This window comes from Mucilaginibacter aquatilis, assembly GCF_009755275.1.
Taxonomy (GTDB): Bacteria; Bacteroidota; Bacteroidia; order Sphingobacteriales; family Sphingobacteriaceae; genus Mucilaginibacter; species Mucilaginibacter aquatilis.
The window spans coordinates 480,760-494,035 of sequence record NZ_WQLA01000003.1; the positions used below are offsets into that span (position 1 = coordinate 480,760).

Below are 13,276 nucleotides of genomic sequence, written 5' to 3' on the forward strand. Positions count from 1 at the left end.
ACAGGGTAGGATAAATTTTTTATAACAGATTGAAAAACAAGTAGTTGAAAATAGCTATAATTTTAGCTTTTGCTGAATAGAGCCATCTTCATCAAGTTTTTGGTCTATTTTACGGAGTAAGGCAAGCTTCAGCTTATCAAGTAATATTGTACGATCCTTTTTTCGCCGCGTTATATCGGTGTACTTGTGATAGTACTGGCCAAGTTCGATATGAAAAACCGTTTGAAAAAAGCTAACAACAGTTTTGATCTCCGCATTGCCATTGTTAAATACGCCAGCAGCAACCAGCGCGTAAATCAGTTCGATCAGATCGGTCTTTGAAAATGTCCAGGTGAGCGGCAATTCGAGGCTCATCTCTGGCGGGCGCTCATCATGATTATTGAGCTTTTGAAGTTCGATATTTAAAAAGTCCTGATATTTTTCGTTCGCGATAATATTGGAAAGCTTGTAGTCGTGACTGGTTGAATACACCTCGTCTTCTTCAAATTTTTCCAGTTCCACATGTACGTCAAATCCACCACGCGTAAAATACACTTCATCCATCTGAGTGGAACCGGAGCGGTAGTACTGATAAAAAGCGGCGTTATGATCGAAATAACGTTTAAGATCGGCCAGTTCAGAGTTGATATATTCTTTTAAATGATCTTCGGCTCCTGTCGGCCTTTTCATTAGGTAGTTATAAACGCTGATGAAGTAAATGTATTTACTGTAGAATTGGGGTTTTACTTCTTTGAAGAAATGGATCTCGTCTTCGATACTTTCAAAAGAATAGCTGGAGATGTAGCTTTTCAGCTTGGCCATTGCTTTTTTGCAAAGGATAATAGAAGCTTTGTATTGTTCGGCTAAAGGTTCGCCGTTCGTGGAAATTTCGTTCAATTGATTTTCTAAAGCGCTGTAGAAACGCTCGGTGATAGTGCGCATAAGGAGTTGGATTAGGTAATTAGGATTATTGCTTAATACGCAAATTAAGAATAACGTGTTACGACACGTTATTCGTTTAACTTCACCTTAAATCAATATTACGTTAATATGACGATTGGCATTATTACTTAAGAATTAATCACAACGTCTTGAACGATAGCCTTTATGTCATCTTTGATTTGTTGGTAATTACGCAGGACTTCCACCTGATCGATATCTCGAACGGTAGGGATTGGCTGATAATTCAACTCTTCATTGCGTATACTGTCATGGTCATTTTGAATTTCGTTATGAAACACTTTTAAGCTGATCTTATTGGTCGGGTCATCGGCTACCATGCCCACAAATTCACCGGAGGACAGCCCAGCAATTTTAGATGCAGGTATCGCGAAGTCCAGTAGAGTAGAACGGCTCACCGAGGTATCCTGACTGTTGATGGATACACTTTCTTTTTGTTGGTTAATTTTTCCAAAGCGTTCTGACAACTGTTTGGCTGTATCGCCTGTTACCTGCCCGCAAATAATATTACCTACGATATTCATAATAACCTCTGCCTGATCACGGCCATAATCCTTTTTAAGCTGGCTATAGTCTTGAACCGCCAATGTCACCGCTACCTTATTCGACCTTGCCGTAGCGATAAGGTTGTCAATGCCGTTAAAGTAAATGGTTGGGAATTCATCGAAGATCATGCTGCATTTCTGGCGGTTCTTTTGGTTGACCAGCTTGTTAATGCGGTTGATATACAAGGACAGCACAGCACCGTTAACCTGTGATTTTTGCGGCTTATTGGCAAGGCAGACGATCTTCGGTTCGTCAGGGTTATTAATGTCTAAAGAGAAATCATTGCCACTTAACACATAATAAAGCTGCGGTGATGATAGACGCGCCAAACTGATCTTAGCGCTTGCCACCTGACCTTCTAACTGTTCATAGGCTTCATTTTGCCAGGCAGAAATAAAAGGATTGATCAATACTTCGATTTCAGGTTCTTGTAGCAATACTTCAAACAATTCCTTGTAATCCACTTGAGCTAACTCAATAACATGAGGTAAAGTACAAAAGCGGCCATCCTGGTACTTTCGCAGAAACCACATGATCGCTGTGATAAAGTTGATCGGTGATTCCACAAAAAAGTCTCCCTGCTTTTTGATCCATTCCCGATTTAAACCAAGCATGATCGTTCGGCTGGCGTCAATCGCATCTGTTATATCCAGCATGGTTTCTGGCTCCAGTGGATTCGCGCGGTGCATAATCTGTTCGAGGTTAATCACATACTGGGTCGGTTTGACCTTGTACAAGTGACCATGTTGAAGCAATGCGTTATAGGCAATCTTGGTTAGGTCATCATACTTAAAATCATAGATCAGCATGGAAAAACCTTTTTGAATATGTTGGGTGATAATGTGGCGGATAACAAAGTAGGACTTACCTGAACCCGGACTGCCACCTATCAATGTGCCACGGAAAGGGTTGATGATATTGATCCAGCTTTTACGCGCTTTACCTTTCAGGTGGTAGATAGCAGGCAAGTTAATCGAATACTCATTGTTAAGGTACCGCTCTTCCTGTGGAAATGATTCGTTGGCCTTGTTAAAAATGTCATCAGCCAGCTTCAATTTAAGCATTCTGAACAGCGCACTTAGTCCTGACAAGATCAGTAGATACCCTAACGCGGTTAAGCCGATATATAGTGATGCCCTGATTGATACCGGATAGTTGGCGTTGAGGAATACTGCACTGATAAAGTATAACAGCAAGCCAGTAAACGCATAGGTAGTGATCGTCTTAAGTTTGATTTTCTCATCTTTCTTCCCCTTGCTGCCTAACAAGGAAATCATCAAAGCGCACAGTGCTGCAAGTTTTGCATAAAGTACACTTTTGACGACTGTAATTTTCGAGACAGACAGTAGGATACTGTTAATGACCGGCTTGGTCACCCCCCAATGCTGAAATGCGGCATAGCAGGAAATATAAAAATGAAGGATAAGAATGGCCAGGCTGATAAACCGGGTAAAATCAATGATCCTTCTTAATGCTTGTTCGTTTTCACCTGTTTGCATAACTGTAAAATTTAAAGTGAATGTCCTCTGCGTTTTTTCTTGCGCTTTCTTTGCTGAAGCCTGCCGATGGCTGTCATATCTTGTTTTTCCTCCTGGTATAAGGCTTCTAGGAATGCACTGCCACTGCTGAAGTTGTTACTACCTGTAATTCCTGTGTTATCAGGCAAATGTTTATTGCCGGATAGTTCAACGTTATGGCTTGGTTTAATGCTTCCTTCTGATCGTGCAAAGAATTGTGAAAGGCTGTTTGCGCTATATTTTTTGCCTAAGTCACTGCCGTTGAACACAGCTTTAGTTTTATGATCGACAAACGTCACCCCATACAACCGGCCATCCTCACTGTGCCTAAAAATGGCTTCAATATTCTGTTCCTTAAGCTTTAACTGAAACTCGGTTTTACCAATCGGTTTGTTCAGCAGATCATCAATCGTCTGCTTTACCTGCTCTCTTAATGATTTGCGTAGCACGTCATTTAAAGCAAAGCGTCCTTCGAGCGCCTTTAACGTTGGTTTACCGTAGATACTGCTGGCCTTGATGGGAACGCCGATCTTGCTGCCTTTACCATCCAGTGCCCAGTATACCAACCCGTTTTTCTCATACATTCTGGATTCTTTTGAACCCCGGTCAGCCGTCACGTTAAAGCCGTTCAGAACCGCGTTGAATTCCGGGATACTGGTAAACTTGTATGTTCGCAATACCTCACTTACGACATTAGTGATGGCCCGTTTAGTTTCTGATTTCCCGTAAGCTACTTGTTCCAGGGATAGAGATTTTATGTTATGTTGTGCTTTGCCTTGATCTTCTGCCTTGACTAATCCATAATTCAGCTCTACCTGCTTCCGCGACTGCTCAGAGGCTTTATTAGCCAGCAAATGAAAGCTGATCCTTTCACCATCCGGTTTAATATTGGTAGAAACGAGATGCAGGTGCGGATGTCCGGCATCGTAATGCTGGTAGACAAGGTAGGGTTGCTTACCAAATCCTAAGCCTTCCATGTATTCATCGGCAATTTGCTGAAGTGTCCATTTTTCCAAACTTTCGCCAACAGCAAAATTCAATGACACGTGTAAGGCATTGACCTGTGTGCGCTCATTCCGTTTTGTCAGGTCAGTCAACCGGTTCACCTTGTCGCTGAAAGACAGGTCAAGCGGCTCCTTCAAATAACCCTGTGCCAGGATCAATTCAGCCTTGCCTGAACGCACCTTATGCTCATTGTAATTTATTGCCCCGAGGATGCTTCGTCCGGTTTTAATTTTTGCGACCATAGTTCTGAAAAGTTTTGCATGCGGTCTTTGATCTGGGCGATGGCGGGATCAACTTTGGACCTGATGATAGACATAAGCGATAACCATAAACGGTTGTCTGCGGAGCCATGTGCCGCGTTGATCTGACGGACAGCTTGGTTTAGATTATTACCGATGGCATTGAGCTCCCGGCGCAGTAAAGCCAGCTCTTCCAGCATCTCATCCATGGACTTGTCCCGGTAAGTTACGGTGATCGGTTTCTCCAGTAAAACGCACCGGATGTACTCGCTCATCTTTCTGAACCGCGTCTTTTTGAAACGCTTGTCTATCAGTAAAAATTCACCTGGTTTAAATCGCGTGGTGATCTTTCGTAACCTGTTCTCTTCTTCATTTTCCATAACTCACATCTTCTAAAAATCCGACTTCGGAGGATTTTTATAGTGCCCCCAAACTGACTTTGGAAGGGATGGCAAGATTCCGTTGTCCGACAACGGTTTATCTTGCTGATTGCTCAAAAATGCAATCTCGTCCTTTTGCAAAATCCTCGATTTGGATTTGTTCAACGTCATCAACTTAAAACGATTCACTGTAAAATGGGGACTGCCTAAACCTGCGTTTTACGTCCTGGTGATGGTTATAAATCCATTCAGATGCACATACCTTCCAGTTGAAGATCTTGCCGCCAGTTGGGGTCTTCCATCCACGAGCATCATGCTCGTTGAAAAAGTCTTCAGCTAATTCGCCTTCACCTTTTTGGTCAAAGTAGATGAGCAAAACGTCCTTGTCGGGGGGCATGGTAGTTCCCAGGCCGTCGTGATTATGCACAATATTTTTGCTGCTTTTCCTGACCTCCTTTGGCTGTCTCGGTATAGTCCGTTTGGCCTTGCGTTTCATGCCATTTTCATCTGATCGTTCAACTTGCCGGAAGCCATCAGCTTTTCAATTTCCTCGGAATTGTAGTAGGTTATACCACCTAATTTTTTGAAAGGGATCAAGCCTTTATCCCGAAGGTATTGCAGTTTGCTTTCAGAAAGCCGGAGCATTTTTTTGATCTCAAAAGCTTTCAACCACTGGTGGCCCGGCTGGCCGGATTGTTCTTTGAGCAACTTCTTAATATCAACGATCAGCTGTTGCTTAAAGTCGAGCAAGTCCTGAACCGTGATGAGCTGATCACGGTTTACTTTAGGAAAGTCATGTTGGATTTCATTATGATTTGCCATAGCTTAAAATTTAGCAACAGCAAATGTGAAGAAGTGAAAATTGAAAACATCACACCTCATGTACAAGGTAGGGTGTTTTTTTTTAGAAATTTTATTTTTAATTATCAGTTAGTTCAAGTGACACCGTCAATTACTCGCTGCCATGCCACTAAAACAACGTACTTTAGCAGGAAAATGAAGCTTGAAAGATTGTAAATGAACAATGAGAATATAATTCAAAAGATATGGAACCTTTGTCACATACTAAGGGGTGATGGCATTAGCTATCATGAGTACATTTCTGAGTTGACATATCTATTATTTTTAAAGATTGCGGAAGAAAACAAAACTGAGGAATTGTTACCCGACCATTGTCGATGGGGAAAATTAATCGGTTATAAAGGTGATGATTTATTGACTGAGTATCGGGATATACTTACGTTTTTAGGGGGACATGCTAGTGTTGATATAATTAGAAAAATCTATGCATTTCCGACAACCGTATTTTCGCATTCGGAAAATCTGAAAGCTGTAATCGATGGAATTGCAAAAATTGATTGGCATTCGATAACCCAAGATGGCATGGGCGATATTTATGAAGGCCTGCTTTCAAAAAATTCCCAAGACGCAAGGTCTGGTGCTGGCCAATATTTTACTCCGAGAGCTCTCGTAGATACTATCGTAAAACTTATATGCCCTAAGGCTGGCGAACTAATTCAAGATCCAGCTGTTGGTAGCGGTGGATTTTTAATATCTGCTGATAAGTATATACGTGATAATAATAGTTTAAATGTTTACAACGAGAATCCACCCAAATACGAGGGAGTTGAGATTGAGAAGTCAACTTATAGGATTTGTTTGATGAACGTATTCTTACATCAATTAAGTGCATCAATCATCTTAGGAGACGCATTAACGGATGATTCAAGATTACTTTCAAGCGCCGACGTTGTTTTAGCAAATCCTCCATTTGGGGCTAAAGCCGGTAGCGCAAGGCAAAAAAGACAAGATATAATTCATTTTACAAGTAACAAACAACTTGCATTTTTACAGCATATCATCTCGACCCTAAAACCTGGCGGACGGGCTGCCGTCGTTCTTCCAGATAATGTATTGTTTGAGGCAGGTGTTGGAAAAACCATTCGTCAGGAGTTAATGGCAAAATGCAACCTTCATACTATTTTGAGATTACCTGTCGGTATATTTTATAGCCAAGGAGTGAAAACAAATGTTTTGTTTTTCACAAAAGGGAAATCAGGTAATGCAAATACTAGTAATGTCTGGTTTTACGATATGAGGACTTTACCCGTTAGATTTGGAAAGAGGAGGCCTCTTTCTACAGAGGACTTTGCAGCCTTCGAAATTGCATTTGGAAGGGATCCTAAAGGTAACAGCGAGCGAGTTGATCAAGGAAATGAAGGGCGATGGCGTTCCTTTACGCGAGATGAAATTCGTGAAAATGATGATAGTCTTGATATTTCATGGTTAAAAGCAGAGAATGCAATAGAAGATCAGGTATTTGATACGACTGAAATTGCCGCTGCTATTTTTGATCATTTGCGGGAAGCAATGAGTGAAATAAAAGATTTAACAGAGGATTTCGAAGCTTTAGAATCAAAGGGTAACGATGACTGAGATGCGGTGGATCATACCCGATGATTGGTGTTGGGTGAGGCTTGGAGAATTAGCTGAAGTCATTGGCGGAGGAACGCCACCAACCGGAGATGGATCCAATTTTGAAATGAATGGAATACCATGGATTACACCTGCGGATCTAACCGGGTATTCAGAAACCTTTATACGAAAGGGTAAAAGAAGTCTAAGTGAGAAAGGCTATGCTAATAGTTCGGCCAAAATTGTACCAAGAGGTTCTGTGCTTTTAAGCTCAAGAGCACCTGTTGGTTATTGTGTTATCGCTGCAAATGAATTGTGTACAAGCCAAGGATTTAAGACTTTTGTTTTAAAAGGCTCTATTAATCCCGAATATGTCAGATATTATCTTTTATTCTCGAAGAACTACTTAGAGAGTATTTCAAGTGGTACTACCTTTAAAGAACTTTCTGGCTTTAAAGCATCTACTATTAGTTTTCCATTGGCGCCATTAGAGGAACAGGCTGTGATTGTGAACTACCTATCAGGACTGAATAGTAAACTTCAAAGAACGCGATCACATTTAAATGCTGCCGTACAATTAGCGGAAACCTTGAAGGCCAAAGTTCTTGAGAATGCTTATTCGGGAGTGTTAACGGAAGAATGGAGATTTAAACACAAAAAATTCACACCTGAAAGAGTTCAACTTGGCAGTATAATTTCAGAAATTACTTATGGGACATCATCTAAGTCATCTAGAATTGGTAAAATTCCAGTTTTACGGATGGGTAATATACAAGACGGAGCTATTGATTGGAGTGACTTAGTTTATACTAACGACAATCAGGAGATAAAAAAGTATATATTAAAAGCCGGTGATGTTTTGTTCAACCGAACGAATAGTCCTGAATTGGTTGGGAAAACTGCTGTATATAAAGGTGAAAGAGAAGCTATTTACGCTGGTTATTTGATAAGAGTGCGTTGTAGTGATGTTATGCTTCCTGATTATTTAAATATTTGCCTGAACAGCCCACAGGGAAGAGAGTTTTGCAGACGCGTTAAAAGCGACGGAATTAGCCAGTCAAATATTAATGCGACAAAGCTAAAAACATTTATTCTTCCGTTACCATCAGTAGAAGAGCAACGGGAAATCATCGCTATCATTGAAAAGAACTTTAACCGTATCATAAATATAATAAATGGCGTTGATGGCGCTTCAGGAAAACTTAGCAGTCTCGAAACCACCTTTTACTCAAAAGCATTTAGTGGAGAACTTACCAGAAATGTTACTCACGAACACACCGCAATTGATATTTTAGATCAAATTAAACTGCATGATATAAATGCAAATAAAATTATCATAAGAAAGCCCAAACAAACGGGCAAAAGCACAGCGAATATTATGAAAAAACTTTTAGATGTTTTATCAGAAGCTGACGAATGGCTTGCTGCTCAAGAAGCATTTCAACGATGTGGCATCAGGCTGGACTCAACTACTGAAGAAATTGAGCCATTATATGCTGAGCTAAGAGCTTTAGACAAAAAAGGTATGTTGGCTGTACAACCAGTATTGGATTCTGAAGGTAGGAAACTTTTTGATCGCATTAAATTATCACATTAATACTACTTGAATGCGATTAGATAAAATCACAATTGGTTCCTCGTCTAAGAGTCCAAGCCATCAATTTAAAAACTTAAAAGACATAACAATTGATTTTGATCAAAATCATTGGGTAACAGTTGTAATAGGCTGGAACGGAACAGGAAAATCAAATGTTCTTGAGGCATTAGCGATCATTTTTAGGGAGTTTATTAGTCCTAAAAAAAATCCGAAAATTGATTTTGCCTTCAATCTTTCCTATTGGATAGGCACAGACAAAGACGAAAGAGCAGTAGTAATTGACCATGATCCTGACAGAATTCGCAATAAGTTTTTAATTCATATTGCTGAAAAGTCTCTTATGAATAACGCATCAATAAGCGAGTATTTCACAGATGACATTAAAAGAGATCATATTATAACCATCAATAAATTTCTTGACGATACCAAGGCTCTTCCACGGTATGTATTTAGTTACTACTCTGGAGATAGCCAGCGGATGCATGAAATTTTTCTACCTTATTTGGAATGGTATGATGACAAGTTAAGAAAAGGTGAAGATCCAGGTAACAAAAGATTGTTTTATGCATTACCAGTACATAGCCAGTTCGTCTTACTTGCCTTTTTGATTGAAAGAGAAAGCGATGATGATCTAATTGCCGATTTTTTAAGAGATAATCTTGGATTAGATCCAATAGATGGATTAGAATCAGTTCTTTTTGTACTTAGACAGCCACCGTGGAAACCGCGAGATGATGGTGATCTTAGGTTTTGGGGAGCAAAAGGCGTAGTAAGTAAATTTTTATCAAAACTACTTGATATTTCTTTAGCCCCAATTGAGACAACGAGAAGAGTTCCAGTCTCTCTATGGAATAAGGAAACGTTGCAGTTTAAATATTTATTTGTCAAAGACATTGCTTCACTTCGAAAATTAGTCGGTGATCAATCTCCAGCTGCTTTTTTTAGAGATCTTGAAAGCACATATGTATCTCAACTAATCAACGAGGTTAGAATAAAGGTAAAATTGAAAAAAAGTGATCAAACGGTAACCTTTCGGGAGTTAAGTGAGGGCGAGCAACAATTGCTTACTGTTTTAGGATTATTAAAGTTTACCGCAGACGAAGAAAGCCTTTTTCTACTTGATGAACCAGATACACATTTAAATCCTCGATGGAGTGTAGATTATTTGAATTACTTAAAAAATGTGATTACAAGGTCGTCAAAAGGAAATACTAATAGTCACATTTTATTAACAACTCATAATCCATTAGCAATTGCAGAGTTGGTTAAAGAGCAAGTTCAAATTTTGCATATTGATGATGTAGAACAGAACAGAAAAGTAATTGCAACCTACCCTGAAGATGACCCGCGAGGAATGGGATATGCTGCGATTGTCGCAAGTGACATGTTTGGTATAGCATCAACTTTAGATCAATCGACGCAACAGACTTTGGAAAAACAAAGAATTTTAGGTGCGAAAAAGAATCTCACACTAAGCGAACAACAAGAGCTTGATCAACTTAATGATCAACTGAACAAGTTAGGCTTTAGATTTTTTCATCCCGATGATGAATATAGCCGTTATTTAAGAATTAGACATCGCGCACTAACAAAGCGTTTCAAAACTGAAGAAACAGAGGCCTTATCAAAGAGCACTGTGAGTTTGAATAGACAGGAACGCGAACAGCTGGCGAAAGAGTTAATAGACGATTTATTGGCTGACAATGACAATCAGCAAATATGAGATACATTAATATTGACTCTTTGAGAATGCCAGATGGGTGGCTGGCAAGATCAGCTGTCGCAGCAGCTCAAATAGCTGGTGGAGCAGCCCCGGATGATTATGGAGATATTTGGAGAGAACTTAAGCCTGCCATGCTTCAATTATCCCATTTCAAATGCTGGTATTGCGAATCGCCCGTTGACCGTAATGATAATGCAGTAGATCACTATCGTCCTAAAAACAGGGTATTTGAAGCATTAAATCATACTGGATATCGATGGCTCGCACTTGATAAGTCTAACTTTCGTCTGGCATGCACATTTTGCAACAGTAAACGAATAGATGTAGAATTTGGAACCGCAGGAGGAAAAGCTGACAAGTTTCCACTGCTTGACGAAGCAAGAAGGGTTTATCAACAAGCATCCATAGATAATGAAGGACCCAAGTTATTAGACCCTTGCGTAATCGAGGACTGTGAGTTATTAGGGTGCCAGCAAGAAAACGGAAAACCATGCTGTGCGACAGAAGTCCAGTTAGATTTGTCAAGAGTTAATGCATCAATTGAAATTTTCCATTTAGATAGAGATGCTACTTGCGTTAGGCGGCATGGTATTGCAGTTAGCCTAATAGCCGACATCATGGAAGCGAAGAATCTTTTTGATATTTCCCAAGTTGATGAAACAAGAAAACCAGGTTTTAAAAAAGTAGCCAAGCGTATTCACACCACTATAAGTCGCGAAGCGCCTTATAGTGGTGAAATGAGGTATCTATTACGGGGTCAACGTGCTGAAAATCATCCTTGGATTCAACAGCTGCTTGAAGCTTAAATATTTAAGCTATTCTCCGAACTTCGTTATAGAATTTTGTAGATGTTAAAAATTAGTGATTTTAAAGCAAGTTTTAGTTTAAGTGCTTATTAGGTACATCGTTCGATAAAGTGACAGGATAGCAAAAGTATGCCATAACGATATATTCCATAAATAATTCATTAAACATAATTTTTTGAGTTATTTTACAAAGAACTCATGGGAAAAAGAAGCCAACAAACAGCAATTGATTATAAGGCAGTTAAGGAAGTAGTAAAAGGTTACAGTACCTTGCACTATGGACCAAAGTTGCGGGAATTGCTTTTAATGATCTATCCCAAAAACAATTTTAGCAAATGCTGCAAATTGGAATTGCATCAAAAGATCAACGATCTGATCTTACATAGCTATGATGGTGAACAGGTGCTTAAGTATGAATTATTTAAGGAATTCCACGATAAAAACGTCGTGGCGGCTTATGAGATAAAGGTTAAAAGGAGCCGAGTAGACTTTCTGACCATTAATGGTTTTACCACCAGTTTCGAGATTAAATCAAATCTGGATAACTTAGATAAGTTGGCAAAACAATCCGTTGACTATTTATCAGCTTTTGAGTTCAATAACTTGGTCATTCATGAGCGTCATCTTAAGAGATGCATTGGCATAATACCAGAGAATTTTGGGATCATCACAGTAGAAAAAGATCAGCACAGCTTTTATCGTAAACCGAAGTTTAATCAGCATCTCAATCCTTCAGTTCAATTGTCATTGCTAACCAAAAAGGAATTAGTGCAATTTTTCGGTATGGGCAACCAAGAAGATATTTTGATCAGCAATAATATCACAACTATAAATGACTTATTTAAACTTGCACTTAAAGAGCGCTACCGTAGCAGGTGGGAGTTTGTTGTAGAACATTCCAATGACATTCTACCTATTGATATTCAGTTCTTTTTTAACAAAAACATCAAACCGGTACATATCTACAGCTAAAGTAGAAAATAACCGTCCTCAATCTTTGTTCTAATACAATGTAAATAATGTTCCATTGATATCCGTTTGAATTTTGCTTGATTCTTGCCGCTTTCTTCTTCATCCCAAATATCTTCAATCATTTTCCAGCCTTTATTTTCAACAGAAAGATAGTCGGATTCTGCGCTTTGCATTCTTGCAGCCGCATCTGATGCGAGAACAGCCGGAATTATAATGTTCTCAAAGTCTTTCAACTCACGTTTTTCAGATCCTTTAAAACCGAAAAAATTATTTTGTACAGCATCGTAAAAAATAAATCCTGGACTAACAGCTCCGCCATCTTCTACTTTGTCCTTTTTGATGCCTGCGTAATCTGCAAAGCAGTTCGCTCCAAGTTTGTCATAGCGATTCATTAAGCTGTTATCAATGACGTTAATCCTTTCACAATGCCCCAATTCAAAGTTTTTGATGCTGTTAAGGATACTGTTGCGCAGCAATACGACGTGACATTGATCAAACGCCATTAAGAAATCGATCATGAATTGAATCGTTGCCATATCTTCCTTGTCTGAAAGATTGTAGTCTTCCAAATCGACGATTAAAAAATCACCTGCTTGAGCAACTGAACTAATCTGATTCATGTCATTGGTAAATGTTTTTTCAGACGTTCTAAAAGCTAGAATTGGATAAACGACGCGCAGATCAGCTTCCTGCAACTTAATCGAATTTGGCTCACCGGTTAATTGAGAATAGGTGCTAATCACAGGTATGACCTTGTTCCGCAGAATACTTAAGCTTAACAGGTAATCTGTCCGCACCTTCCTGTTTCCAACAACACCACGAAGAAACTCAAGCACCTCTTTTTTCATTTTCCTTGACTGCTGCAAATGAACAGGCAGGTCAACAAAAACTTTTTCGCTATTGATACTATTAAGCGTTGGGATATAAATCTCATTAAAATGTTTAGGTTCACGCGGCTTTTTTTTGGGTTTTCCAGCCTTAGGCTTCGGTGGTAACCGTTCAAATTCCTTGAAAATTTCAACATATGGAAAAATATCAGCACCGAAATTGAATGAGGTCAATACTTTCTTTTCCTCTTGACGTAATCTAAAGACCGGTATGTAAGTTGGTATGCTCATGGCTATTTAGTTAATTGGA

General features: G+C 39.4%; 12 protein-coding genes. 5 read left to right on the forward strand and 7 right to left on the reverse strand.

Features of this window, described 5'->3' with window-relative positions:
* Positions 1-54 precede the first annotated feature (54 nt).
* The 6 genes from GO816_RS09835 to GO816_RS09860 all read right to left on the reverse strand — a co-directional run bounded on the left by GO816_RS09835 (position 55) and on the right by GO816_RS09860 (position 5,448).
* Positions 55-921, reverse strand: coding sequence for an RteC domain-containing protein (locus tag GO816_RS09835; protein ID WP_127702924.1), 867 nt, complete (start codon positions 919-921; stop codon positions 55-57).
* 128 nt (positions 922-1,049) lie between these two features.
* Positions 1,050-2,984 (reverse strand): conjugal transfer protein MobC, encoded by a 1,935-nt coding sequence (gene mobC, locus GO816_RS09840; protein ID WP_127702925.1) that lies wholly within the window; start codon positions 2,982-2,984, stop codon positions 1,050-1,052.
* 11 nt (positions 2,985-2,995) lie between these two features.
* Positions 2,996-4,249: a relaxase/mobilization nuclease domain-containing protein gene (locus tag GO816_RS09845; RefSeq protein ID WP_127702926.1), complete on the reverse strand. Its 1,254-nt coding sequence runs from the start codon at positions 4,247-4,249 to the stop codon at positions 2,996-2,998.
* A complete protein-coding gene (locus GO816_RS09850; protein ID WP_127702927.1) occupies positions 4,204-4,626 on the reverse strand; it encodes a plasmid mobilization protein in 423 nt (140 codons plus the stop codon). The genes GO816_RS09845 and GO816_RS09850 overlap by 46 nt, the downstream gene beginning before the upstream one ends.
* 175 nt (positions 4,627-4,801) lie before the next feature.
* A complete protein-coding gene (locus GO816_RS09855) occupies positions 4,802-5,053 on the reverse strand; it encodes a hypothetical protein (protein WP_157541641.1) in 252 nt (83 codons plus the stop codon).
* A gap of 65 nt (positions 5,054-5,118) precedes the next feature.
* Complete coding sequence (locus GO816_RS09860) at positions 5,119-5,448, reverse strand: helix-turn-helix domain-containing protein (protein WP_117381989.1); 330 nt, start codon at positions 5,446-5,448, stop codon at positions 5,119-5,121.
* Positions 5,449-5,643: 195 nt separating this feature from the next.
* Here GO816_RS09860 and GO816_RS09865 point away from each other — a divergent pair, with 195 nt between their 5' ends.
* From GO816_RS09865 to GO816_RS09885, 5 genes are all read left to right on the forward strand, one after another.
* The gene (locus GO816_RS09865) at positions 5,644-7,062 is read left to right on the forward strand and encodes a class I SAM-dependent DNA methyltransferase (protein WP_157541643.1); all 1,419 of its coding nucleotides are present in this window, start codon (positions 5,644-5,646) and stop codon (positions 7,060-7,062) included.
* Positions 7,055-8,638, forward strand: a complete 1,584-nt coding sequence (locus GO816_RS09870; protein WP_157541644.1) for a restriction endonuclease subunit S — start codon at positions 7,055-7,057, stop codon at positions 8,636-8,638. The genes GO816_RS09865 and GO816_RS09870 overlap by 8 nt, the downstream gene beginning before the upstream one ends.
* 10 nt (positions 8,639-8,648) lie before the next feature.
* On the forward strand, positions 8,649-10,361 hold the full coding sequence (locus tag GO816_RS09875; protein ID WP_157541646.1) for an AAA family ATPase: 1,713 nt from the start codon (positions 8,649-8,651) through the stop codon (positions 10,359-10,361).
* Entirely contained in the window at positions 10,358-11,167 is an 810-nt protein-coding gene (locus GO816_RS09880) for an HNH endonuclease family protein (RefSeq protein ID WP_198171472.1), read from the forward strand. The genes GO816_RS09875 and GO816_RS09880 overlap by 4 nt, the downstream gene beginning before the upstream one ends.
* A 198-nt stretch (positions 11,168-11,365) precedes the next feature.
* The gene (locus GO816_RS09885; RefSeq protein ID WP_157541650.1) at positions 11,366-12,139 is read left to right on the forward strand and encodes a sce7726 family protein; all 774 of its coding nucleotides are present in this window, start codon (positions 11,366-11,368) and stop codon (positions 12,137-12,139) included.
* Here GO816_RS09885 and GO816_RS09890 read toward each other — a convergent pair.
* Entirely contained in the window at positions 12,136-13,257 is a 1,122-nt protein-coding gene (locus GO816_RS09890; RefSeq protein WP_157541652.1) for a beta family protein, read from the reverse strand. The genes GO816_RS09885 and GO816_RS09890 overlap by 4 nt on opposite strands.
* Between the last annotated feature and the right edge of the window lie 19 nt (positions 13,258-13,276).